Origin of the sequence: Streptomyces sp. NPDC093071 (assembly GCF_044754545.1) — a bacterium.
GTDB lineage: Bacteria > Actinomycetota > Actinomycetes > Streptomycetales > Streptomycetaceae > Streptomyces.
This window is the reverse complement of record NZ_JBIVPH010000004.1, coordinates 707,954-730,915: the sequence shown is the minus strand read 5'-3', so window position 1 is coordinate 730,915 and position 22,962 is coordinate 707,954. Positions and strand designations below refer to the sequence as shown.

General features: G+C 74.6%; 25 protein-coding genes. 13 read left to right on the top strand and 12 right to left on the bottom strand.

Features of this window, described 5'->3' with window-relative positions; genetic code table 11:
- Positions 1-370 precede the first annotated feature (370 nt).
- The 3 genes from ACIQD7_RS20485 to ACIQD7_RS20475 all read left to right on the top strand — a co-directional run bounded on the left by ACIQD7_RS20485 (position 371) and on the right by ACIQD7_RS20475 (position 3,841).
- Complete coding sequence (locus tag ACIQD7_RS20485; protein ID WP_402443215.1) at positions 371-1,135, top strand: TetR/AcrR family transcriptional regulator; 765 nt, start codon at positions 371-373, stop codon at positions 1,133-1,135.
- Entirely contained in the window at positions 1,132-1,758 is a 627-nt protein-coding gene (locus tag ACIQD7_RS20480) for a TetR/AcrR family transcriptional regulator (protein WP_402443213.1), read from the top strand. Before ACIQD7_RS20485 ends, ACIQD7_RS20480 begins: the two co-directional genes overlap by 4 nt.
- A 70-nt stretch (positions 1,759-1,828) precedes the next feature.
- Positions 1,829-3,841 (top strand): HelD family protein, encoded by a 2,013-nt coding sequence (locus tag ACIQD7_RS20475; protein ID WP_402443212.1) that lies wholly within the window; start codon positions 1,829-1,831, stop codon positions 3,839-3,841.
- A 201-nt stretch (positions 3,842-4,042) separates the two neighbouring features.
- On the opposite strand, the gene ACIQD7_RS20470 is transcribed toward ACIQD7_RS20475, so the two are convergent.
- From ACIQD7_RS20470 to ACIQD7_RS20460, 3 genes are all read right to left on the bottom strand, one after another.
- Complete coding sequence (locus ACIQD7_RS20470; RefSeq protein ID WP_402443210.1) at positions 4,043-4,756, bottom strand: DUF5710 domain-containing protein; 714 nt, start codon at positions 4,754-4,756, stop codon at positions 4,043-4,045.
- A 60-nt stretch (positions 4,757-4,816) separates the two neighbouring features.
- Positions 4,817-5,233 (bottom strand): VOC family protein, encoded by a 417-nt coding sequence (locus ACIQD7_RS20465; protein WP_402443208.1) that lies wholly within the window; start codon positions 5,231-5,233, stop codon positions 4,817-4,819.
- 138 nt (positions 5,234-5,371) lie between these two features.
- Entirely contained in the window at positions 5,372-5,767 is a 396-nt protein-coding gene (locus ACIQD7_RS20460) for a helix-turn-helix domain-containing protein (protein ID WP_121828062.1), read from the bottom strand.
- A 64-nt stretch (positions 5,768-5,831) separates the two neighbouring features.
- Here ACIQD7_RS20460 and ACIQD7_RS20455 point away from each other — a divergent pair, with 64 nt between their 5' ends.
- The gene (locus ACIQD7_RS20455; RefSeq protein ID WP_402443206.1) at positions 5,832-6,395 is read left to right on the top strand and encodes an HAD domain-containing protein; all 564 of its coding nucleotides are present in this window, start codon (positions 5,832-5,834) and stop codon (positions 6,393-6,395) included.
- Positions 6,396-6,406: 11 nt separating this feature from the next.
- Here the strand turns inward: ACIQD7_RS20455 and ACIQD7_RS20450 are convergent, their stop codons facing one another.
- Positions 6,407-7,348 (bottom strand): endonuclease/exonuclease/phosphatase family protein, encoded by a 942-nt coding sequence (locus ACIQD7_RS20450; protein WP_402443204.1) that lies wholly within the window; start codon positions 7,346-7,348, stop codon positions 6,407-6,409.
- Between the two features lie 162 nt (positions 7,349-7,510).
- Here ACIQD7_RS20450 and ACIQD7_RS20445 point away from each other — a divergent pair, with 162 nt between their 5' ends.
- The 3 genes from ACIQD7_RS20445 (at position 7,511) to ACIQD7_RS20435 (ending at position 8,962) form a co-directional block, all read left to right on the top strand.
- A complete protein-coding gene (locus tag ACIQD7_RS20445; RefSeq protein WP_121828064.1) occupies positions 7,511-7,924 on the top strand; it encodes a helix-turn-helix domain-containing protein in 414 nt (137 codons plus the stop codon).
- A 31-nt stretch (positions 7,925-7,955) separates the two neighbouring features.
- Positions 7,956-8,534 (top strand): hypothetical protein, encoded by a 579-nt coding sequence (locus tag ACIQD7_RS20440; RefSeq protein ID WP_402443202.1) that lies wholly within the window; start codon positions 7,956-7,958, stop codon positions 8,532-8,534.
- An 89-nt stretch (positions 8,535-8,623) separates the two neighbouring features.
- Positions 8,624-8,962: a DUF2516 family protein gene (locus tag ACIQD7_RS20435; protein ID WP_402443200.1), complete on the top strand. Its 339-nt coding sequence runs from the start codon at positions 8,624-8,626 to the stop codon at positions 8,960-8,962.
- Between the two features lie 60 nt (positions 8,963-9,022).
- Here the strand turns inward: ACIQD7_RS20435 and ACIQD7_RS20430 are convergent, their stop codons facing one another.
- The 3 genes from ACIQD7_RS20430 to ACIQD7_RS20420 all read right to left on the bottom strand — a co-directional run bounded on the left by ACIQD7_RS20430 (position 9,023) and on the right by ACIQD7_RS20420 (position 13,267).
- The gene (locus ACIQD7_RS20430) at positions 9,023-10,300 is read right to left on the bottom strand and encodes a PP2C family protein-serine/threonine phosphatase (RefSeq protein ID WP_402443198.1); all 1,278 of its coding nucleotides are present in this window, start codon (positions 10,298-10,300) and stop codon (positions 9,023-9,025) included.
- Between the two features lie 812 nt (positions 10,301-11,112).
- A complete protein-coding gene (locus ACIQD7_RS20425; protein WP_402443197.1) occupies positions 11,113-12,183 on the bottom strand; it encodes a C40 family peptidase in 1,071 nt (356 codons plus the stop codon).
- A 289-nt stretch (positions 12,184-12,472) separates the two neighbouring features.
- Positions 12,473-13,267: a class I SAM-dependent methyltransferase gene (locus tag ACIQD7_RS20420; protein ID WP_402443195.1), complete on the bottom strand. Its 795-nt coding sequence runs from the start codon at positions 13,265-13,267 to the stop codon at positions 12,473-12,475.
- A 371-nt stretch (positions 13,268-13,638) separates the two neighbouring features.
- Between ACIQD7_RS20420 and mshA the strand changes: the two genes are divergently transcribed.
- Positions 13,639-15,006: a D-inositol-3-phosphate glycosyltransferase gene (gene mshA / locus ACIQD7_RS20415; protein WP_121828070.1), complete on the top strand. Its 1,368-nt coding sequence runs from the start codon at positions 13,639-13,641 to the stop codon at positions 15,004-15,006.
- A complete protein-coding gene (locus ACIQD7_RS20410) occupies positions 14,999-15,568 on the top strand; it encodes a YbjN domain-containing protein (protein WP_402443194.1) in 570 nt (189 codons plus the stop codon). The genes mshA and ACIQD7_RS20410 overlap by 8 nt, the downstream gene beginning before the upstream one ends.
- Here the strand turns inward: ACIQD7_RS20410 and ACIQD7_RS20405 are convergent.
- A complete protein-coding gene (locus tag ACIQD7_RS20405) occupies positions 15,477-16,541 on the bottom strand; it encodes an AraC family transcriptional regulator (protein ID WP_402443193.1) in 1,065 nt (354 codons plus the stop codon). The genes ACIQD7_RS20410 and ACIQD7_RS20405 overlap by 92 nt on opposite strands.
- A 99-nt stretch (positions 16,542-16,640) precedes the next feature.
- Between ACIQD7_RS20405 and ACIQD7_RS20400 the strand changes: the two genes are divergently transcribed.
- Complete coding sequence (locus tag ACIQD7_RS20400) at positions 16,641-17,561, top strand: MBL fold metallo-hydrolase (RefSeq protein ID WP_402443191.1); 921 nt, start codon at positions 16,641-16,643, stop codon at positions 17,559-17,561.
- A 78-nt stretch (positions 17,562-17,639) separates the two neighbouring features.
- Here ACIQD7_RS20400 and ACIQD7_RS20395 read toward each other — a convergent pair whose 3' ends face one another.
- Entirely contained in the window at positions 17,640-19,019 is a 1,380-nt protein-coding gene (locus ACIQD7_RS20395; RefSeq protein ID WP_402443189.1) for an MDR family MFS transporter, read from the bottom strand.
- Between the two features lie 124 nt (positions 19,020-19,143).
- Here ACIQD7_RS20395 and ACIQD7_RS20390 point away from each other — a divergent pair, with 124 nt between their 5' ends.
- A complete protein-coding gene (locus tag ACIQD7_RS20390; RefSeq protein ID WP_121828073.1) occupies positions 19,144-19,905 on the top strand; it encodes a phosphoglyceromutase in 762 nt (253 codons plus the stop codon).
- 94 nt (positions 19,906-19,999) lie between these two features.
- Here the strand turns inward: ACIQD7_RS20390 and ACIQD7_RS20385 are convergent, their stop codons facing one another.
- A complete protein-coding gene (locus ACIQD7_RS20385; RefSeq protein WP_402443186.1) occupies positions 20,000-20,296 on the bottom strand; it encodes a ribosomal protein L7/L12 in 297 nt (98 codons plus the stop codon).
- Positions 20,297-20,474: 178 nt separating this feature from the next.
- On the opposite strand from ACIQD7_RS20385, the gene ACIQD7_RS20380 reads away from it, so the two are divergent.
- Positions 20,475-21,098, top strand: a complete 624-nt coding sequence (locus ACIQD7_RS20380) for a histidine phosphatase family protein (protein ID WP_402443184.1) — start codon at positions 20,475-20,477, stop codon at positions 21,096-21,098.
- A gap of 98 nt (positions 21,099-21,196) precedes the next feature.
- Positions 21,197-21,679, top strand: a complete 483-nt coding sequence (locus ACIQD7_RS20375) for a GNAT family N-acetyltransferase (protein WP_402443183.1) — start codon at positions 21,197-21,199, stop codon at positions 21,677-21,679.
- A gap of 58 nt (positions 21,680-21,737) precedes the next feature.
- Here ACIQD7_RS20375 and ACIQD7_RS20370 read toward each other — a convergent pair whose 3' ends face one another.
- Positions 21,738-21,890: a hypothetical protein gene (locus tag ACIQD7_RS20370; RefSeq protein WP_202527725.1), complete on the bottom strand. Its 153-nt coding sequence runs from the start codon at positions 21,888-21,890 to the stop codon at positions 21,738-21,740.
- Positions 21,891-22,012: 122 nt separating this feature from the next.
- A complete protein-coding gene (gene phoU, locus ACIQD7_RS20365; RefSeq protein WP_030221245.1) occupies positions 22,013-22,693 on the bottom strand; it encodes a phosphate signaling complex protein PhoU in 681 nt (226 codons plus the stop codon).
- Between the last annotated feature and the right edge of the window lie 269 nt (positions 22,694-22,962).

Genomic DNA, 22,962 nt, shown 5'->3' with positions numbered 1-22,962 from the left:
GGTGCGAAGGCGGAGGGTCATGGCGGACGGCGAGAGCGGCCGGGGAGACGAGCGGGCGGCGCCCGGCGGGACGGACGGCGGGACAGGCGGTCGGCCCGGACCCGGCGCGGGCGCCCGGCCGGGGTCTCGCGCGGGTGGCCCGGCGAGTGACCCGGCGCACGGCCGGGCGGAGGGTCCGGCGGGCGGCGGTGGAAGTGGTCCGGTCGGCGATCAGGCGGGCGGTCGGGCGGGGGGTCCGGCGGGCGGCCGTGGAAGTGGTTCGGCGGGCAGTCCGGCAGGTGATCCGGCGGGCGGTGGTGGGAGTGGTCCGGCAGGCAGTCGGGCGAGCGGCCCCGCGGGCGGTCGCCCGGACGGCCCCACAGGTGGCGGCGTGGGCGCTTCGACCGGCGGCGGGTCCTTCCTGCCGCCCGCGATCGAGGCGGCCTGGGGGGTGCGGGAGCGGCCCGCCAAGGGGCCCCGGCCCAGCCTGACCCTGGACCGGATCGTCGGCGCGGCCGTCTCCCTCGCGACGGCCGAGGGGCTCGACGCCGTCTCCATGGGCCGGGTCGCCAAGGAGCTGGGCGTCTCGACCATGTCGCTCTACCGGTACGTCTCCGCCAAGAGCGAGCTGTACGTCCTCATGCAGGAGGCCGCGACCGGCGTCCCGCCCGAGCTCCCCCCGCCCGGCACCGACTGGCGCGAGGCGCTGGCGGCCTGGGCCTGGGCGATGCGCGAGGTCTACCACCGCAACCTCTGGCTGCTGCGGCTCCCCGTCGCCGGGCCGCCCGCGACCCCGAACATGGTCGCCTGGTGGGAGAGGGCCCTCGTCGCCCTGGAGGGGACGGGCCTGGACGAGGGCGCCGTGCTCTCGGTGACCCTGCTCGTGTCCGGCTACGTGAAGAACGAGGCCGTCCTGACGGCCGACCTCGCCGCCGTGGTCGGCGCGAGCGACGACCCGCCGGAGGAGGTCATGGCCCGGTACGCCCGCACCCTGCGGCGGCTCGCGGACCCGGAGGAGTATCCGGCGGTGACGCGCATCCTGAAATCGGGCGTCCTCGACGTCGCGGACGACCCGGAGGACGAGTTCCGCTTCGGCCTGGAACGGATCCTGGACGGGGTCGCGGTCCTGGTGGCGGGCAGGGGGGCCGCGTCGTGACGGGGGAGCGGCCGGCGCCCGGTCTCCGCGAGCGCAAGAAGGCCCGCACCCGGCAGACCTTGTCGGACACGGCGATCGCGCTCTTCCTGGAGCGCGGGTTCGCCGGGGTCTCCGTCGCGGAGGTGGCCGCCGCCGCCGAGGTCTCGAAGCCGACGCTCTTCCGTTACTTCCCGGCCAAGGAGGACCTGGTCCTCCACCGGTTCGCGGACCACCAGGACGAGCCGGCCCGCACGGTGGAGGCGGGGCGCGCGGCCGGGCGGGCCCCGCTCGACGCCCTGTACGCGCGCCTGCTCGACGGCCTGGAGCGGCGCGATCCGGTCACCGGACTCTGCGACGCGCCCGAGGTCCTGGCGTACCACCGCCTCCTCTACGGCACCCCGGAACTGCTCGCCCGCCTCCACGCGTACCAGGCCGGGACGGAGGCGGCCCTCGCGGGCGCGCTCGGCGGTGATCCCCTGGTGGCGCGGCTCGCCGCCGGGCAGGTCGTGGCCGTGCTCCGGATCCTCGCGGACCGGAACGTCGCCCGGATCGCGGGCGGCGAGACGGCGGACGCGGTGGCGCCGGACGCGGTGGCGGCGGCGGGGAAGGCGTTCGGGACGCTGCGGGAGGGCCTCCCGTACTGAAACCTCCTCCACCCTCCCTTTCCCGAGTAAAAAATGTAACCCAGTAACGTTTTCCGTTAGGCTTGCCGGAATGACGTCACTGGACACCGCCGGACACCCGGAATCCGAGCTCGCCCGCGAGCGCTCCCACCACGACGCCTGCCGCGCGGCCCTGGCCCGCATGACCGAGGACGCGGCCGGACAGGTCGCCACCGGCGAGGACACGGCCGCGTCCGGCGCCGACGCCGAGGCCCTCGGCCGCCATCTGCGCGGCCGCGCCAAGGAGATGGGCGAACAGCCGCCGGGGCCGCTGTTCTTCGGCCGCCTCGACCGCGAGGACGGCCAGACCCACCACATCGGCCGCCGCCGGATCGCGGAGGACCCCGCCGCCCCGCCGCTCGTCGTCGACTGGCGCGCCCCCGTCTCCCGCGCCTACTACCAGGCCGGAGCCCACGACCCGCAGGGCGTCCTGCGCCGCCGCCGCTTCGGCTGGGCCCCGGACGGCCTCGGCGCCTCGGGGGACCTGACGGCCCTGGAGGACGAGTACCTCGCGGACGGCGGGGGAGGGGAGGCCGGAACCCTTCTCGCCCGGGAGATCGAGCGCCCCCGAACCGGCCCCATGCGGGACATCGCCGCCACCATCCGGCCCGAGCAGGACGACCTCGTGCGCTCCGACCCGGCCGCCTCCCTGTGCGTGCAGGGCGCGCCCGGCACCGGCAAGACCGCCGTGGGCCTGCACCGGGCCGCGTACCTGCTCTACACCCATCCGCAGCGGATCCGCCGCTCCGGACTCCTCGTCCTCGGCCCGCACCGGACCTTCCTCTCCTACATCGCGCAGGTGCTGCCCGCGCTCGGCGAGACCGGGATCCGCCAGACCACCCTGGACGAGGAGATCGCCCGCCACCCGGTCCGCGCCGAGGACGGCGGTGCGGCGGCCCGGGTCAAGCACGACGCCCGGATGGCGGAGGTGCTGTGCCGCGCGCTGTACGCCCGCGTCGGCCCGGCCCCGGCGGACGGCCTGACCGTCCCCGACGGCGCCTACCATTGGCGCCTCCCGGCCGGCGAACTCGCGGCGATCGTCACGGCGGTACGGGAGGAGGCGCCGCCCTACGCCACGGGCCGCGAGCGGGTCCGCGCCCGGGTCGTCCGGGCCCTCCGGGACCGCGCCGAACGCCGGTCGGGGCCGAGGGGCACGGCCTGGACGCGCCGGATCGAGCGCTCGCGCCCGGTGACGGCGTTCCTGGACGCGTGCTGGCCGAAGGCGGTCCCGGAGGAGGTCCTCGCGGAGCTGCTCGCCGATCCGGCCGGCGCGACGGAGCTGACCGCCGGCGAGCGGGACGCGATCCGCTGGGAGCGGCCCCCGCGCTCTTACCGCACGGCCCGCTGGACCGCCGCCGACCTCGTCCTCCTCGACGAGCTCGCGGGCCTCGTCGAGCACCCCGGGGGCTACGGCCACGTCGTCGTGGACGAGGCCCAGGACCTCTCGCCCATGCAGTGCAGGGCTGTCGCCCGCCGCACCGCGTTCGGCTCGCTCACCGTCCTCGGGGACCTGGCGCAGGGCACCACGCCCTGGGCCGCCCGCGACTGGCGCGAGCAGCTCGCCCACCTGGGGAAGCCGGAGGCGCGCGTGGTGCCCCTGACGCTCGGCCACCGGGTCCCGGCGGCGATCGTGGACCTCGCCAACCGGCTCCTGCCGCACCTGGACGCGGACGTCCCGGCGGGCCGGTCGGCGCGCGCGGACGGGGAGGTGACCGTCCACCGGGCGGCGGACCTCCTGGCCGGGACCCGCGCGGCCGTGCGGGCCGCGCTCGCGGCGGAGGGCTCGGTGGGGGTGATCGCGGCCGACGGCCTCGCGGGAGCGGTGGCCGCCGAGGTGGCGGGGACGGCGCCGGAGCGGGTGACCGTACTGTCCGCCGGGCTCGCCAAGGGCCTGGAGTTCGACCACGTCGTGGTGGTCGAACCGGCCGCCGTCGCGGCGGCCGGACCGCGCGGCGCGAACCTGCTGTACGTGGCCCTCACCCGGGCCGTGTCGCGGCTGACGCTCGTGCACGCGGAGGACCTTCCGGAGTGCTTGCGGGAGCCGGTCCCCCTCACGGCGCGGTGAGCCGGGCCCGGCGGGGGCGGTGAGTCGGGGTCCGGCGGGGGCGGCGCGGGTCTCCGGCCCTCCCGCCGCCGGGCCGCGCGGCACGGGCGCCGCCACGGCCGGGGCCGCGAGCGGGAGACTGGTGCCGGCGCCGAAGGCCAGGCGGCAGCCGCCGGTCAGGGCCTCGGCGGCGGGCCGCCCGGCCCCGGCCTGCCCCACCCCCTACCCCCGCCCGCCCCCTAGCCGGTTCAGCGTCTCCACCGCGACCCGGGCGCGCGCGTCCGCGTGCGGGGGTGCGGCGAGGGTGACGCCCGCGCCGGTGAGGATGCCGAGGTCCAGCTCCCAGTCGTACCGCGAGCGGTGGTCCCAGACCTCGAAGGCGATCTCCACGTGCTCGCGCGCCCCCGCCTCGCTCATCCCGGTGACCTTCCGCAGGTGGGCGAGGGCCCGGTCCTGGAGGCCGCGCACCTGCGCGAGGCCGAAGTGCGTGACGGTGTGGCAGTCGGTGCACAGGCAGATGAGCCGCTTGAGGGTCTGGACGCGGGCGGCCTCGTCGAAGGTCCAGCGCTCGTGGGCCTCCAGCCACCGCCGGGCCGTACGGTCCTCGCCCGCCCCGCAGGCCTCGCAGCGCTGCCCGGCCCGGCGGGTGATCATCCGGCGCAGCCGCTCCCAGTCGGCCGGGGCGACGCAGGACCGCACGTTGGTGAACCAGCAGGTCCGGGGCACGAGGTCGACGAACAGACCGCTGCCGAGGCTCCGGTCCTCCCCGGGCAGCAGCTCGGGCACGTCGGCGGCTGCGGTCCAGCGGGCGAGCTCCGCCATCCCCGGCCGGGGCGCGTACCACCGCCGGGCCGCCGGGTCCCAGCGGGCGCCGCCGCGCTTCGCCTCGTCCTTCTCGGCGTACGGAACGTCCAGCCACACCCGCTCGACCGCCATGCCCGTCCTCCCCGTCGGCCCCGGCCCATGCTGCCACGGGCCGGGGCCGGCGGACGAGGGTCAACCGGTACGGCGCCGGGCGAAGCGGATCATGTTCCCCGACGGGTCGCGGAAGGCGCAGTCGCGGACGCCGTACGGCTGGTCGAACGGCTCCTGGAGAACCTCGGCGCCGGACTCCCGGATCCGCTCGAAGGTGGTGTCGACGTCGTCGGTGGAGAAGATCACGCCGCGCAGCAGACCCTTGGCGAGCAGCTCCGCGACGGCCTGCCGGTCGGCGGGGGAGGCGCCCGGGTCGGCGAGCGGCGGTTCGAGGACGATCTCCACGCCGGGCTGCGCGGGCGACCCGAGGGTCACCCAGCGCATCCCCTCGAACCCGACGTCGTTGCGGACGTCGAGCCCGAGGGCGTCGCGGTAGAAGGAGAGCGCCTTGTCGTGGTCGTCGACGGCGATGAAGCACTGGGAGAGGGTGATGTCCATGGGATCGACGCTACGGCGGGGACCCGGGACCCCGCTTCTCCGATCCTGACCGTTCGAGGGGACACCGGCCCTTCGGGGGACACCGGCCCTTCGAGAGGACACCGGCCCCTTGATCACTGCTCGGGGGACACCGGCCCCTCACCCCTTCCGGACGGGCCGGGTGAATACCTTGGCGACGCACGCCGGGATCTCCGCGCCCTCCTCGTGGTCGCGGGCTCGGTAGGCGCTCGGCGTCTCCCCGACCAGCTCGGTGAAGCGCGAGCTGAACGACCCGAGCGAGGTGCACCCCACCTCGAAGCAGACCTCGGTCACGCTCAGGTCGCCCCGCCGCAGCAGCGCCTTGGCCCGCTCGACGCGACGGGTCATCAGATAGCTGTACGGGGTCTCCCCGAAGGCGGCGCGGAAGCTCCGCGCGAAGTGCCCGGTCGACATCAGGGCCACCTTCGCCAGCGCCGGGACGTCCAGCGGCGACGCGTAGTCGCGGTCCATGGTGTCGCGTGCGCGCCGCAGCCGTACCAGGTCCTCCAGGTTCACCCTTCCAGGATGGCACGGAGCGGAGACCGGGGGCCCGGCCCTTCCCGTGGCGTACGGTGCGAACGTGACCGCGGAACAACGGAGTCGGCGAGGGAACCCTCCGCCCGTCCCGCTCCTCTTCCTTGACGTCGACGGCCCTCTCATCCCCTTCGGAGGGCCGTCGACGCGCTCCCCGGAGGGCTACCCGACGTACCTCCCGCCCACCGGCCGGCCGGACGAGGGCAGGAACCCGCTCCTCGCGCGGGTGGACCCCGGGCTCGGGCCGCGCCTGGCGGCGACGGGGTGCGAGCTGGTGTGGGCGACGACCTGGATGGACGACGCGAACGCGTACGTCGCGCCCTGGCTCGGCCTGCCGGAGCTGCCGGTGGTGCTCTGGCCGGACGAGACCGACGAGGACGTGGCCGAGCGCGCGCGCACGGGCCTCCACTGGAAGACCCGCCCCCTCGTCGCCCGCGCCGCGGGACGGCCCTTCGTCTGGGTGGACGACGAGATCACCGGCTCCGACCGGGCCTGGGTGGCCGCCCACCACCCCGGCCGGGCCCTCCTCCTGCGCGTCGATCCCCGCGACGGCCTCACGGACGCGGACTTCGACGCCCTGACGGAGTGGCTGGACGGTCCGGCGGAGTAGGCACGGGGGCGTCAGCGCAGGGTGACCCGGGCGAGGACCGGCAGGTGGTCGCTGCCGGTGGCGGGCAGGGTGCGGATGCGGCCGACGGTCGCCGAGCGGGCCATGACCTGGTCGATGCGGGCCACCGGGAAGGCGGCGGGGAAGCTGAGGGCGAGACCGCGCCCGGCCGGCTCCAGCCGCGAGGTCAGCGGGGCGAGGCCGCGGTCCTCGACGGTGCCGTTGAGGTCGCCGAGCAGGATCACCGGCCCCACCTCCTCGGCGGCGAGGGCGGCCCCGAGCCGCCCGGCGCTCTCGTCGCGCCGCGCGGACGCCAGACCGCTCGCCCCGATCCGTACCGAGGGCAGGTGCGCGACGTACACCGCGACGTCGCCGCCCGGCGTCCGGGCCACGGCCCGCAGCCCCCGGTCCCACGGCCCGGTGATCCCCCCGGGCCTGATGTCCACCGGGCGCACCCCCGTGAGCGGATGCTTCGACCAGAGCCCGACCGTCCCCCGGACCGCGCGGTACGGATACGCGGACGCCAGGGCCCTCTCGTAGCCGGCCAGCGCCGGGGGCACCAGCTCCTCCAGGGCGACGAGATCGGGCCCGGCGGCGGCCAGCGCGCGGGCGGTGCCCTCCGGGTCTGGGTTCTCGTCGCTCACGTTGTGCTGGACGACGACCACCCCGTACGCCCCGGCCTCCGGCTCCTTCTCGGGCAGCAGCAGCCCCCCGAACGCGTACGCCCAGGCCCCCGCCGGCAGCACGAGCGCCACCAGCGCGGCCCGGGACCGCCGCAGCAGCGCGACCCCGAGCAGCACCACGACCACGAGCCCGCTCCAGACCAGGAACGACTCCAGCAGGCTCCCCGCGGAACCGGGCACGGCCCGGTGGAACAGCAGCACCCCGGCGGTCACCACGGCGAGCGCGACGACCACCCGCCCGCGCCCCGGCCCCGCCCACCGCCGCGTCCCCATCCCCGCACCCTCCGTCCGACCGCCCGACCGCCCGACCGCCCGGTCTCCCAGGAGCCAGGACGAGCCACCGCCCGGATCGGTTTCCGGGCCCTCCGTACGACGAGGGGCGACTTTTGCAAGCAGTCGCTTGCAATAGTTAGCACGGGCTGGCATGGTCGGAGCATGGCATCGCTCAACGTCGGCAATCTCGGTGACTACCTCCGCGAGCAGCGGAGGAGCGCGCAGCTGTCGCTGCGGCAGCTCGCCGAGGCCGCCGGGGTGTCGAATCCGTACCTGAGCCAGATCGAGCGGGGGCTGCGGAAGCCCAGCGCCGAGGTGCTGCAGCAGGTCGCGAAGGCGCTGCGGATCTCCGCCGAGACGCTCTACGTGCGGGCCGGGATCCTCGACGAGAAGGAGCGGGAGGAGCTGGAGACGCGGGCCGTCATCCTGGCCGATCCCTCGATCAACGAGCGGCAGAAGCAGGTGCTGCTCCAGATCTACGACTCCTTCCGCAAGGAGAACGCCGCCGAGGCCGAGGCCGCGGCCGCCTCCGGGCCCGCGCCCGTGCCCGATGCCGACGAACCGCCTTCGAGCTAGTACGTACGCCACATCCGGGAGGACCACCAGCATGGCCATCATCGACGAACTGCGTACCCCCCTCTACTTCGCCGCCGGCACCGCCGACCTCGCCGTGCGGCAGGCCCGGAAGGTGCCCGGCCTGATCGAGCAGATCGCCGCCGAGGCGCCCGCGCGCATCGAGGCCGTCCGGAAGACCGACCCGAAGGTCGTGCAGGAGAAGGTGACGACCCAGGCCAAGGAAGCCCAGGCCACCGTCCAGACGAAGTTCGCCGAGGTCGTCGGCGGCCTCGACACCGACCTCAAGAAGCTCGGCGAGACCGCCCAGGACCTCGCCCTGCGCGGGGTCGGCGTCGCCGCCGAGTACGCGGTCAAGGCGCGGGAGAAGTACGAGGAGGTCGCCGCCCACGGCGAGGAGACCGTCCGCGCCTGGCGCGGCGAGGCCGCCGAGGAGATCACCGAGATCGCCATCGCCGTCGAGCCCGACCCGGAGCCCAAGGCCGCCGAGGCGCCCGAGACCGTCGGAACGGTCGAGGTCGCCGACGCCCCCGCCGGGAAGCCGTCCGCCAAGAAGACCGCCACCCGCAAGGCGCCCGCCAAGAAGGCCCCGGTCGCCGCCGAGAAGGAGTAGGGGCGGACCCCGTACGGGTACACGGAGCGCCGTACCGGGTACCTTGACCGTTGAGGCGCTCTCCCCCTCCCTCTTAGGCGGTGCTCAGCATGTTGCGCGCGGGATTCGATTCCCTCCTTAACCTGGTGATGTTCCTGGTCTTCACCGGCTTCGCGGTCGCCGCGCTCGTCTTCGCCGCCATGGCGCGCGAGGACGCCTATCGTGCCGCGGACAAGCAGACGAAGAAGTTCTGGCTGATCATCCTGGGCATCAACCTCGTCCTGAACCTGCTCCTGCCGATGCTGTTCCTGCAGATCGCCGGAGTGATCGCCGCCATCGTCTTCATGGTGGACGTGCGTCCCGCGCTCGCGCGGGTCTCAGGCGGCGGCCCCCGGGGCGGCGGTTCCAGCAGCGACGGACCGTACGGCCCCTACAACGGCGGCCGGTAGCGGTACGGGCGCCGCTTGACGGAGCGGGACCGGAAACGAGCGGGCGGCAGGGCCCGGGGTTCATCCCCGGGCCCTGTCCCTGTTCCCGTCCCCGCTCCCGCCCTTGTCCCCGCCCTTGTCCCGCTCCAGGGCCAGGACGGCCACGTCGTCCGTCAGCTCGCCGCCGTTCAGGGACCGGACCTCCGTCACGGCCGCCTCCAGGAGCTCCTCGCCCCGCAGGCCCCCGGCCAGCTGCCGGTTCATCATCGCGACCATCCCCTCCTGGCCGAGGCGCGGCGAACCGGGCCCGGCCGAGCGGCCCTCGATCAGCCCGTCCGTGTACATGAGCAGGCTCCACGACCCGCCCAGCTCCACCTGGCGGCGCGGCCAGCGGGCGCGCGGCAGCAGGCCGAGGGCCGGGCCGCCGTCCTCGTACGGGAGGAGCCGCGCGGCCCGTCCCTGCCGGGCGATCAGGGGCGACGGGTGTCCGGCCAGGCAGAGGCCCGCCCGGCGTCCGTCGGGCGCGATGTCGACCGTGCAGAGGGTCGCGAAGATCTCCTCGCTCTCCCGCTCGTGCTCCAGGACCTGCTGCATCGTCGAGAGCAGCTCGTCCCCGCACAGGCCCGCGAAGGTCAGGGCCCGCCAGGCGATCCGCAGCTCGACCCCGAGCGCCGCCTCGTCCGGGCCGTGCCCGCAGACGTCGCCGATCATGGCGTGGACGGTGCCGTCCGGGGTGCGGACCACATCGTAGAAGTCGCCGCCGAGCAGCGCGCGCGACCGGCCGGGCCGGTAGTGGGCCGCGAACCGCAGGTCGGAGCCCTCCAGGAGCGGCGTCGGGAGGAGGCCGCGCTCCAGGCGGGCGTTCTCCTGGGCCCGCAGCCGGGACTCGGCCAGTTTCACCTGCACGGCGTCGGCCCGCTTGCGCTCCACCGCGTACCGGATGGCCCGGCTGAGCAGCCGCCCGTCGAGCTCCTCGCGGAAGAGGTGGTCCTGGGCCCCGACCCGTACCGCCTCGGCGGCCAGCTCCGCGTCGGCGGAGGCGGCGAGCGCGAGGACGGCGTGGCGCGGGGCGAGGCGCAGGATGTGCCGGAGCGGGGCGAGCGGGTCGTCGCCGGCGGCGGCGCGGGGGCCGGGCAGCGAGAGGTCGACGAGGACGCAGTGGACGTCGTCCGTGAGCAGCCGCTCGGCCTCGGTGAGGTTGCGGGCGGTACGGATGCGGACCCGGGTGCCGGCGGCGTCCGCCGCGTCGAGGAGTTCGGGTACGGCGAGGGCACCCGCCGGGTCGTCCTCGACGACCAGGAGGGTGAGATCGGTGCGGTCGGTGCCTGTGACTGTGCCTGTCATAGCGGTGGCGTCCATGGCGGTGGCGTCCGTATCGGTGGCGTCCGTATCGGTCTCGTCGCCGGGGCCCGCGGCGGCAGAGACGTTTCTCTGACGCGGTACGGATACGGGCATCGGTCGGGCTGTCCTTCCCTCCCCCGAGGGCGCGCGGGACGCCGGGTGGCACCCCGCCCGTCCCGGACCATAGCGGTACGGCGGTCCGCAGCGGAATGGTGATCAGCTGTGAGTGCGCGCGTCGCGGTTGGCATATGCCGCGGAAGGGGAGGTACTTGCCGCCCCACGGCTGGTGGGAGGCCCCCGAGAGCAATGAGAAAGGTCACGCGACGGGTCCCTGGGGGCGGGGGCCGGGGGGTTTCTCCGTCACGTCGGAGGGACGGGTGCCTTCGGGGCTATGAGGGGGCGGTCATGTGGGCCGGGCCCGTCGAGGGCTTGCCGGTCGGGCCGACAGCTTGGACCACCTGGGCCGGACCGGTCGCCTGGGTCGCCTGGTCCGGGTCCGCCGTCTGGACCGCCTGGGTCGGTGGTCGGTCCGGTCACCTGGGCCACTTCGGTCGGGCCGGTCGCCGGGACCGCCTGGGCCGGGCCGACCGCGGGGACTGCTCGCGCTCACCGACGGCCTTGGTCGCCCGGACCGTCCGGTCTCACCGACGACCTCCCGGGTCGCCCGGACTGCCCCGGTCTCACCGGCCGCCCGGCACCCCGGGCCACCCGGGCCGTACCGGTCTCGTCGACCATCCGGCGACCCGGATCGTCCCGGTTTCGCCGGCCGCTCGGGCCGTACGGGCTTTCCGGGTCCCGCCGGTCACCCGGCGACCCCGGCCGTACCCGGCTCAGCGGCCCGCAGGGCTCACCGCTCCGGCCGGGCGGACGACGCCCAGGATTTCCATCGAGCCCGCGCCCGCGAGGGTGATGTTCCGGCCGGGGCGGGGGGCGTGGACCATCATCCCGTTGCCGACGTACATCCCGATGTGGCTCGCGTCCTTGAAGTAGACGATCAGGTCGCCCGGCCGCATGTCCTGGACGTCCACGCGCGGCAGCAGCCGCCACTGCTCCTGCGAGGTGCGCGGGATGCCGAGGCCCGCCGCGCCCCAGGCGCTCTGGGTCAGGCCCGAGCAGTCGAACGAGTCGGGGCCCTCGTCGCCCCAGCCGTACGGCTTGCCGATCTGGGCCGTCGCGAACTCGACCGCCTTCCGGCCCTCCGCGGTCGCCTCCGCCTTCAGGCCCTTGAGCGCACCGGCCCGGAGCCAGGTCTTCTGGGCCTCCTTCTGCGCCAACTCCTCCAGGCGGCGCAGCCGCTCCCGCTCCTCGGCGGCGAGCTCGGACTCCAGCTTCTTGGCCGCGTCGATCTTCTCGTTGATCTCCTTCTTCGCCTTCGCCTGGCGGACGCGATTCGCCTCCAGCTTGGTCCAGTGGTCGCTCGCCTCCTTGGCGTAGACGTCCAGCGAGGCCTGGGTGCGGGTCATCTCGGCGAGCAGGTCCTTGGTGGCCTTCGCGCCGTCCTTGATGCGCCCCGCCGCGTCGAGGAAGAGCTGCGGATCGTTCGTGAGGATGAGCTGCGCGCCTTCCGGAAGCCCGCCGTTGCGGTACTGGGAGCGCGCGGCGACACCGGCCTTGAGCTTGAGGTCCTCGATCTTCTCGCGCCCCTCCGTGAGCATCCGGTTCACCCGGACGATCTCGGCGGACTGCTCCTCGGCCTTCTCCTCGGCCAGGTTGTACGCGTCGGTGGCGACGGCGGCCTGCCGGTACAGACCGTCCATCTCCTTGCGCACCTCCTCCAGGCTCTTCTTCGGCGGCGGAGGCGGCAGCGGCGCGGCGGAGGCCTGGAGGGTCAGCGCGGGGGAGGCCAGCACGGCCAAGGCGCAGATCACGGTGAGCGCGGCGGCACGGCGGCGTCGGTTCACAAGCTCCCCCTACTGGTGACCCACAACTGATTTACCGTCAGTAACCCGGCGTTGACCTTGGCGATAGTGCCACGCGAAACCGGAAAGTAACAAGGGAAAGCGAGGCCTGTCGGACGGGTTCCCCCCATAGGTGACGTGTGGGGCGGGAGAGGCGTTCCCGGGGAGGGGGGAATTCACCGGGAGTTGGGAGAAACGGGGAGGAGAGGGGATCGGCCGCTCGGCCGAGGGGCAGTTATTCGTTCGGCCGTCCGGTCGAGGAGCCGATCGCGTCGACCGCTCCATCCACCCCTCACCCCCGCGGCGCCAACGCCCCCCACCGCACCGTCACTTCCCCCTGCCGCCACCGCCGCGGGCCGTCCGTCAGCGGCCAGTCCGCCGCCAGGTCGCGCACGGAGCGGATCCAGCGCTGGCGCGCGCCGAGCGAGGCGTACGGGGCGGCCGCGGCCCACGCCCGGTCGAAGTCCCGCAGGAAGGCGTGCACCGGCTCGCCCGGCACGTTCCGGTGGATCAGCGCCTTCGGCAGCCGTTCCGCCAGGTCCGACGGCCGGTCGAGCGAGCCCAGCCGGGTGGCGAAGGTCACCGTGCGCGGCCCCTCCGGACCGAGCGCCACCCACACGTGCCGGCGCCCGATCTCGTCGCAGGTGCCCTCCACCAGCAGCCCGTCCGGGGCGAGCCGCCCGCACAGCCGCTTCCAGACGGCCGCGACCTGCTCCTCGTCGTACTGGCGCAGCACGTTCGCCGCCCGGACCAGGGCGACCCGGCCGGGGACCGGCACCTCGAAGCCGCCGTGCAGGAAGGAGAGCCCCTCGTGCTCGTACGGCCGGGCGGCCTCGACCCGGGCGGGCTCGATCTCGACGCCGTACAGCCGGGTGCGGGGGTCGGCGGTGCGCAGCCGGGCGAGCAGCTCGACGGCGGTCCAGGGGGCGGCCCCGTACCCGAGGTCGACGGCGAGAGGCGGTGCGGGCGAGCGGCGCAGGGCGGGCCCGTGGACGGCGGCGATCCAGCGGTCCATGCGGCGCAGCCGGTTGGGGTTGGTGGTCCCGCGGGTCGGGGTGCCGACGGGGCGGGTGGTGCGCGGGGCCATGCCAAGAGCGTAAGGGGTACGGGGGAAGGTCCCGGGGCGGCCCGGACGACCCGGACGGCACGGGCGCGCGGGGAGCACGGACCCCTCCGGCAAGGAGCCGCCGGACCTCTTCCGGTAAGGAGCCGGACCCCTTCCGGTAAGGAGCCGGCCGCCCTCCGGCAATGAATTGGCAAAGCGGCCCCGCCACCGGAAATGAAAGGGCTCATTCCGGTGTTGTCGCCGCTGGAGGCCGTACCGCGCCCTCCAGACCGTCATGCCCGACCCGGCTCGGCCCCGAACCGAAGCCCCACCCAGAGCCTGAACCGAAAGCCGAAGCCACGGACTGCGGTCACGGCCCCGGCCCGAAGGCCCCGAGCGGAAGGACCGCCGACGTGAGCCAGTACGTGTCCCGGTTCGCCGGTACCCGGCACCGGCACCCGGCGCCGGCCCGGCTCCGGCTTCCCGGCCGCCCCCGCACCCCCCGGCGCGTGGCCATGCTCAGCGTCCACACCTCGCCGCTGCACCAGCCGGGCACCGGCGACGCGGGCGGCATGAACGTCTACATCGTCGAGCTGGCCAAGCGGCTCGCCGCCATCGACATCGAGGTGGAGATCTTCACCCGGGCCACCACCGGCGGCCTGCCCCCGGTGGTCGAGCTGACCCCGGGCGTGCTCGTACGGCACGTGGACGCCGGCCCGTACGAGGGTCTGGCCAAGGAGGACCTGCCGGCCCAGCTCTGCGCCTTCACGCACGGCGTGATGCAGGCGTGGGCGGGCCACCGCCCCGGCCACTACGACCTCGTGCACTCCCACTACTGGCTCTCCGGGCACGTCGGCTGGCTCGCCGCCGAACGCTGGGGCGTCCCGCTCGTCCACGCCATGCACACCATGGCGAAGGTCAAGAACGCCTCACTCGCCGAGGGCGACACCCCCGAGCCCGCCGCCCGCGTGATCGGCGAGACCCAGATCGTCTCCGCCGCCGACCGGCTGATCGCCAACACGGCCGAGGAGGCCGACGAGCTCGCCCGCTTCTACGACGCGGACCCCGGCAAGATCGCGGTCGTCCACCCGGGCGTCAACCTCGACCGCTTCCGCCCCGCCGACGGCCGCGCCGCCGCCCGCGCCCGGCTCGGCCTGCCCCAGGACGCCTTCGTCCCGGTCTTCGCCGGCCGGATACAGCCCCTGAAGGCCCCGGACATCCTGCTCCGGGCGGCCGCCCGGCTCCTGGACCGGGACCCGTCCCTGCGCTCCCGCATGATCGTCCCGGTGGTCGGCGGCCCGAGCGGCAGCGGCCTGGCCAAGCCGGAGGGGCTCCAGAAGCTCGCCGCCCGGCTGGGCATCGCGGACCTCGTGCGCTTCCACCCGCCGGTGGGGCAGGACCGGCTCGCGGACTGGTTCCGCGCGGCCAGCGTCCTCGTCATGCCCTCGTACAGCGAGTCCTTCGGCCTGGTCGCCATAGAGGCGCAGGCGGCCGGAACCCCGGTCGTCGCGGCGGCGGTGGGCGGCCTGCCCGTGGCCGTACGGGACGACGTGACCGGCTTCCTCGTGCAGGGCCACGACCCGGCGGACTACGCGCGGGCGCTCGGCCGCTTCGTCGCCGACCCGTCCCTGTCGGCCCGGATGGGCGAGGCGGCGGCGGCCCACGCGAGCTCCTTCGGCTGGGACACGGCGGCCTCGGCCACGGCGGACGTCTACACGGCCGCCGTGCACGACCACCGGCTGCGGGAGAACCGGCGTCGCGTACGCTCCCACCATGGCTGAGGACAGGACCGCCGAGGGCGTCCGGCAGATCATCGAGTCCACCTTCGACGAGGCGGAACTGGAGTGGGAGTCCCCCGAGCCGGGCTCCTACGTCGTCAAGCTCCCGGGCACGCGCAAGCTCTTCACGACCCTCTCCCTCCGCGCGGGCCGCCACTCCCTCTCCCTCAACGCCTTCGTCGTCCGCCACCCGGACGAGAACGAGGCGGGCGTCCACCGCTGGCTCCTCGAACGCAACCTGAAGCTGTACGGGGTGGGGTACGCGGTCGACGGCCTCGGCGACGTCTACCTCACCGGCAAGCTCCCGCTCGCCGCCGTCACGCCCGAGGAACTGGACCGGCTGCTCGGCTCGGTCCTGGAGGCGGCGGACGGCGACTTCAACACGCTCCTGGAGCTGGGCTTCGCGACATCGATCCGGCGCGAGTACGAGTGGCGGGTCTCGCGGGGCGAGTCGACCCGGAACCTGGACGCGTTCAAGAACCTGCTGGGGAAGACGCCCGAGAAGACGCCCGAGAAGGCGCCCGAGAAGACCTCCGAGCAGGAGTCCGGAAAGCCGACGGACTGAGCGCGGGCTCCCGGCCCTCCCGGTACCGCCCCGGCGTGACCCCGAACTCCCGCCGGAACGCGTGCGAGAGCGCGTACGGCGTGCCGTAGCCGACGCGGCGGGCGACGGCGGCCAGCGGATCCGTACCGTTCCGGAGCAGGGCGGCGGCGCGGGTCAGCCGCCACCAGGTGAGGTACGTCATCGGGGCCCGGCCGACGCGGGCGGTGAAGCGGCGGACCAGGGTGGCGCGGGAGACGCCCGCCTCGGCCGCGAGCCGGTCGACGGTCCAGGGCGCGGCCGGGTCGGCGTGCAGGGCGCGCAGCGCGGCGGCGGTCACCGGGTCGCCGAGGGCCGCCGGCCAGACGCTGTCCGTACTCCCGTCCGCACCCCCGTCCGCGCTCCCGTTCGCACTCCCTTCGAGCCAGGACCGGACCATGTAGACGAGCAGCAGGTCGAGCAGGCCGGGCAGCGCTATGCCGGACCCGGGCCGCCCCTCCTCCGGCCCGCCCAGCTCGCCGGCCAGCAGGCCGATGGCGGCGCGGAGTTCGGGGTGGGCGCCGTCGCGGGCCGGCAGGTGGACGAGGGAGGGGAGCTCGGCCAGGAGCGGGTGCGCGTGGCTGCGGTCGAGCCGGTACTTGCCGCAGAGCATCACCACCCCGGGCTCGCCCGGCCGGGGCGCGGGCACGGTCCCGCTCGCCGGTCCCTCGCCGCCCCAGCGGACGAAGGGCTCGGCGCGCGCGACGGTCTCCGCGTCGGCGGGCGCGTCCGCGATCACGTGGCCGGTGCCGTGCGGGAGCAGCACCGCGTCCCCCGGCCCGAGCGCGACCGGGGCGCCGCCGTCGGGCAGCAGCCAGCAGGTGCCTTCGAGGAGGACGTGGAAGCCGGCGCCGTCGTACGGCGCGAGCCGTGCGCACCAGCGCCCGCTCGTCCGCAGCCGGTGGGAGAAGGGCCGCCCGACGCGCACGGCCGAGATCGCGTCGCTCACCACGTCCATGGCGGCACCGTACCGCCGCCGGAGGGTGAGCCGTACGCGTATCGGCGGGAGTCGCGGGAGCATTGAGCGGCTCACCGGCGGCTCCCTAGGGTCGGTGGCATGAGCGATGAGAGCGTGCGGAGCATGGTCCTGGGGGACGTCGAGGTCATCCGGGTCGTGGAGTGGCGGGGCCCGTTCGGGCCCGCCCGCGACCTCGTGCCGGGGGCCGGGGCCGGACTGTGGGAGGACAACCGGGAGTGGCTGGTCCCGGACCACTGGGACCCGGACGACGGCAGCGCGCTGATGGCGCTGCAGAGCTGGGTGCTGCGCAGCGGGGGCCTGACCGTGCTGGTCGACACGGGGGTGGGCGACGGGCGCGAGCGGCCGGACGCGCCGCTCTTCCACCGGCGGCGGGACGACTTCCTCGGCAGCCTGGCGCGGGCGGGCGTACGGCCCGAGGACGTGGACGTCGTCGTGAACACCCATCTGCACGCGGACCACGTCGGCTGGAACACCCGGCCCGGCGACGCGCCCGGCACGTGGGCGCCGGCGTTCCCGAACGCCCGCTACCTCCTCCCGGCCGCCGACGACGCCCACTTCGGCCCGGACAACGCGTACGGCGGCGGGCGGCGGACGCAGGACCGGCTGGTCTACGAGGACAGCGTCGCGCCCGTGCGCCGCGAGGGCCTGGCGGTGCTGTGGGACGGGGAGCACCGCATCGACGGGAACCTGACGCTGGAGTCGGCGCCCGGCCACACCCCCGGTTCGTCGGTGCTGCGCCTGGAGTCCGGGGGAGACCGGGCGGTCTTCGTCGGGGACCTCGTCCACAGCCCCGTACAGCTCCTGGACCCCTCGCACGGCAGCTGCTTCTGCGTGGACCCGGCGGGGGCGGAGGCGAGCCGCCGCCGGATCCTCGGACGGGCGGCGGACCGGCGGGAGCTGGTCGTGCCCGCGCACTTCGGCGGGGCGGGCGCGGCCGAAGTGCGCGAGGAGGGCGGGGGCTTCGCCCTGAAGGGCTGGGCGGAGTGGAGGGCCCGGTGAGACCCGGACGCCGACGGGCCGGGCGTCGACGGACCGGGCGCTGACGGGCCGGGTGCTGACGGTTCGGGCGCCGACGGGTCAGGCGCCGACGGGGGAGCCCTCGGCGTCCTCGGCGTCCTCGGTGTCCCCGCCCTTCACGACGACGGGCGCGGGCGCGGGAGACGGCACGGGGCCGGGCACGGGCACGGGCGCGGCCACGACGTCCTCGTCCTCGGCCAGGGCCTTCCGCAGCCGGGTGGCGTACCCGGCGGCGGCGAGGACGCCGATCGCGGCCGTGGCCGCCCAGAGGACGTCGGGTCCGGGCCCGTCGACGATCGCGCCGGCGAGGATCGGGGCGACGAAACCGGCGACGGCCCAGGACATGCCCATCACGCCCTGGTAGCGGCCGCGGGCGTGCTCGGGTGCGAGGCGGGCGGTGGCGGCGGCGTTCGTCGGGACGTGGATCATCTCGCCGACGGTCCAGACGACCACGGTCGCGGCGAAGGCGACGGAGGACCCGGCGAGGGCGGTGGCGCCGGTGCCGAGGGCGAAGAGGAGGGAGGAGAGGGCGAGGAGGAGGACGGGGGAGCGCTTGTCGGTGAGCTTGTTGACGAGGAGCTGGAAGCCGACGATGACGATCCCGTTGACGGCGATGACGACGCCGTACGAGGAGGCGGGGAGCCCCTGGTCGGCCATGGTGAGCGGGAGCCCGATCCAGGGCGCGGTGAAGACGAGGCAGACGAGCAGGTTGAGCAGGACGAGCGTCCGGAAGGGCGCGTCGCGCAGCACGGTGAGGGTGCTGACCTTCTCCTCGGCGGCGGACTTCTCCCCGGCGGCGGACTTCTCCCCGGCGGTGGACCTCTCCTCCGTCCGGGCCGGCCGCTCGGGCCGGGTCTCGGGGAGCCGGAGGAAGACGATGACGGCGCACAGGACGGTGGCGACGGCGTCGACGACGAAGAGGGTGCGGTAGCCGAGGAAGGCCGCGGCGCCGCCGCCGATGGAGGCGATGGCGAAGCCGAGGTTGAGGGCCCAGTAGTTGAGGGCGTAGGCCCGGCGCACGTCGTGGGCGGGGACCATGTCGGCGATGGTGGCGTTGATGGGGGGCCGGACGGCCTGCATGGCGACGCCCATCAGCAGGACGACGGCGGCGATGCCCCAGGCGCTGGTGACGAGGGCGAGGGCGGCGGCGCAGGCGGCGCCCGCGAGGTGCATGGTGACCATGGTGGGGCGGCGGCCCCAGCGGTCGGTGAGCACGCCGCCGAGCGGGGACCCGGCGACGCCGCCGAGACCGTGGAGGGCGACGACGAGTCCGGCGAACCAGGCGGAGTGCCCGAGTTCCAGGGTCAGGTAGAGGGACAGGAAGGTGAGGACGAAGGCGCCGGTCCGGTTGACGAGGGTGGAGAGCCAGAGCCACCAGAAGCCGGGCGGAAGACCGGAGACCGTCTCGCGGGCCGATCGTCTGAGCGTACTGATGGACATGTGTGGCGCCCCCTGGCGTGCGTAAGCCCCTATGCGGCCGTTCGTAACTTACGCATCTCTCATGCCGGACACCACTCAATTGACGACGCGCGTCAATCGTCCGGGGTCGATTAGGCTCGTACGCATGGCCGACGCACCGTACAAGCTGATCCTCCTCCGTCACGGCGAGAGCGAGTGGAACGAGAAGAATCTGTTCACCGGATGGGTGGACGTGAACCTCACCGCGAAGGGCGAGAAGGAGGCGACGCGCGGCGGCGAGCTGCTCAAGGACGCCGGCCTGCTGCCCGACGTGCTGCACACCTCCCTCCAGAAGCGCGCCATCCGCACGGCGCAGCTCGCGCTCGAGTCGGCGGACCGCCACTGGATCCCGGTGAACCGCTCCTGGCGCCTGAACGAGCGTCACTACGGCGCCCTCCAGGGCAAGGACAAGGCGCAGACGCTCGCCGAGTTCGGCGAGGAGCAGTTCATGCTGTGGCGCCGCTCGTACGACACCCCGCCGCCGCCGCTCTCCGACGACAGCGAGTACTCGCAGGCCCACGACGCCCGCTACCAGACGATCCCGCCGGAGCTGCGCCCCCGCACGGAGTGCCTCAAGGACGTCGTCGAGCGGATGCTCCCGTACTGGTACGACGCCATCGTCCCGGACCTCCTCGCCGGCCGCACGGTCCTGGTCGCCGCCCACGGCAACAGCCTCCGCGCCCTGGTCAAGCACCTGGACGGCATCTCGGACGCCGACATCGCGGGCCTCAACATCCCGACCGGCATCCCCCTCGCCTACGAACTCGACGAGAACTTCAAGCCCCTCAACCCGGGCGGCACCTACCTCGACCCGGAGGCGGCGGCCGCGGCGATCGAGGCCGTGAAGAACCAGGGCAAGAAGAAGTAGCCCTGAAGCACGAAGGGCCCCCTCCCCGCGGTTTCTCCGCCGGGGTAGGGGGCTTCTCCGTGCCTGGGGCCGTCGGGGGGCCGTCTGCGGACCGTCAGGGGGACAGGGCCGTGTGCTCCCCGGCCTCCGGCTCCGGTCGCCGCTCCGCTTCGGCGCCGGCGCTCCGGAGCACCGTGACGGCGAACCGGGCTTCGTAGTGGCCCAGCCCTTCGAGGACGGTGACGGGGGCTTGCCGGGCCAGGTCCCGGCTGTGCCACAAACTCAGTCCGGTCAGCTTGCGCAGCGCCAGGATCACGTCCTTCTCACGCGGCCCGCAGGCGACGAGCACCACTTCGTTGGGCGGGTCGTCGCAGAGCAGCGTGCAGTACTCGGCGGACTCGTCGTCGGTCATCCGGGTCTCCCCTCCTCGGCGACCAGGAGCGTAGGCGCCTTCGAAGACGGCAGCCACGACTTTTCGCGCGCTCCCGGACGCTCGGCACGAGGCGGCCGTAGCCCCCGGAACCGCCCGCCGCGCCCCCGCGTCCGTCCACACGTCGACACGATCATGAAACCCGACGGAGGACGCGCCCATGACGGCGACAGCCGCCCGCTACCTGTACCTCGCGCGGCACGGTGAGGCGCTGCCGGACGAGAGCGCGCTGTCGGAGGGCGGGCGTCGGCAGGCCGTTCTGCTCGGGGAGCGGCTGCGGGGGGCGCCGCTCTCGGCCATCCATCACGGGCCGCTCGCGCGGGCGGAGGAGACGGCGCGGCTGGTGCGGGAGCGGCTCGGCGGCGTTCCCCTGCGGCCTTCCGCGCCGGCCGGGGACTACCTTCCCTATCTGCCGCACCGCGAGGAGCTGCCGCCGGAGTCGGCCGACGCCCTGCTCGACCACCTGGCCCGGTTCCCGGCCGAGGAGCGCGAGCAGGGGCCCGGTCTGGCCCGGGAGGCCCTCGCGCTGTTCACGGGACCCGTCGCCGGGAACGAGCCGCGCCACGAGCTCGTCGTCACCCACAACTTCCTCATCGCCTGGCTCGTCCGCGCCGCCCTCGACGCCCCGGAGTGGCGCTGGATGGGCATCAACCAGGCCAACGCCGCGCTCACCGTCATCCGCTACGCGCCCGGCCGGGCCCCGGCCGTCCTCCTCTTCAACGACACCGGCCACCTCCCCGCCGACCTCCGGTGGACCGGCTTCCCGCCCGAGCTCCACATCTGAGGGCGGTCCGGGAGCGGCGGAGGCGGCGTACGCGCGGATACGTAAGCGGATACGTAAATCGCACGACGGATCCGTACGCCCCCGCTAACGTCCGGATCATGAGCACCGGCACGTCCAGGCCTGCCCTCCGCCTGGAGAAGGTCACCCCCGCCAACGTCGACGCCGCCCTCGGCCTGCGCGTCCGCCCCCACCAGGAGCGGAACGTCGCGCCCGTCGCGCACTCCCTCGCCGAGGCCTACGCCTTCGGGGAGGCCGCCTGGCCCCGGCTGATCCTCGACGAGGACCGGCTCGTCGGCTTCCTCATGGCCTTCATCGACCTCCAGTGGAGCGAGGAGGACCCCGGCGACCGGCGCAGCGGCCTCTGGCGGCTCAACATCTCCGCCGACGCGCAGGGCGAGGGGTACGGGCGCTTCGCCGTCCTCTCCGTCGCCGACGAGCTGCGCCGGCGCGGTGCGCGGCAGCTGTACGCGACCTGGGCGCCCGGCGACGAAGGCCCCGGCGCCTTCTACCGCCGGCTCGGCTTCCGCACCACCGGGGAGACGAGCGGACAGCAGGTCGTCGGCGTGCTCGACCTCCAGTGACCCGGTAGAGGTAAAGGGGGGAGGGGCGCGACGAGCCGCACCCCTCCCCCCGTACGCGTCAGCCCGAGCAGCCCCCGCACTGGCACGGCGCCCCCGACTGGCAGCCGCAGCCGCAGCCCGAGCCGCAGCCGCAGGCGCCGAGGACGGGCAACAGGACCGCCTCGCGCGGCGGCTCCGGCCCGGAGTCGGTCGTCATCGGGGAATCGGCCATGGGGTCCCTCCCTTTCGAGGCGCGGATCGCCTCCCCCCATTCCATGCCCACCCGGACCGGCGCATCAACGGCGCACCGGAGCCCGCACACCCGTGCGCCCCCCGGAGCCGCCCCGGCGAGGGCTACGCCCCCTCGACCGGCGCGTCCGCCGCCTGGAGCTCGTCCGCGTGCTCGCCCGTCACCAGGTACACCACCCGCTTCGCCACCGACACCGCGTGGTCCGCGAACCGCTCGTAGTACCGGCCGAGCAGCGTCACGTCCACCGCCGTCTCTATGCCGTGCTTCCACCGGTCGTCCATCAGGTGCCGGAACAGCGTCCGGTGCAGCAGGTCCATCTCGTCGTCGTCCTGCTCCAGCTGGAGCGCCAGGTCGACGTCCTTCGTGATGATGACCTCCGCCGCCTTCGCCATCAGGCGCTGCGCCAGCTGCCCCATCTCCAGGATGGTCGCGTGCAGGTCCCTCGGCACCGCCGACTCCGGGAACCGCAACCGCGCCAGCTTCGCCACGTGCTGCGCCAGGTCGCCCGAGCGCTCCAGGTCGGCGCTCATCCGCAGCGAGGTCACCACGATCCGCAGGTCCGTCGCCACCGGCTGCTGGCGGGCGAGCAGGGCTATCGCCCGCGCCTCCAGGTCGTGCTGGAGGTCGTCGACCTTCTGGTCCGCCGCGATCACGCTCTCCGCGAGCTTCAGGTCCGCGTCGAGCATCGCCGTCGTGGCGCGCCCGATCGCCGACCCGACGAGCCGGGCCATCTCGACCAGGCTCTCTCCGATCGAGTCCAGTTCCTCGTGGTACGCGTCCCGCATGGATGTCCCTCTCTACGCAAAGCTGCGAAGCTCCGGAGACCCCGGGGGCTCCGGAGGCTCCGGGGTACGGGTGGGGTCCGAACCCCACGTTCCCACGTTCGGCCCCGTACGCGTCCGGTTCCACCCCCTCGTGTGAACCGCCCCCGTCCCCCAGGTGAACTCTGGGCGACGCACGCCACCGCGCCCGCCGGGGCAAGTGAACCGGCCGCATCTCCACGGTGAACTCTGGGCGACGAGTGTTCGAGCAGCCACCCGGACGGCTGGGAGAG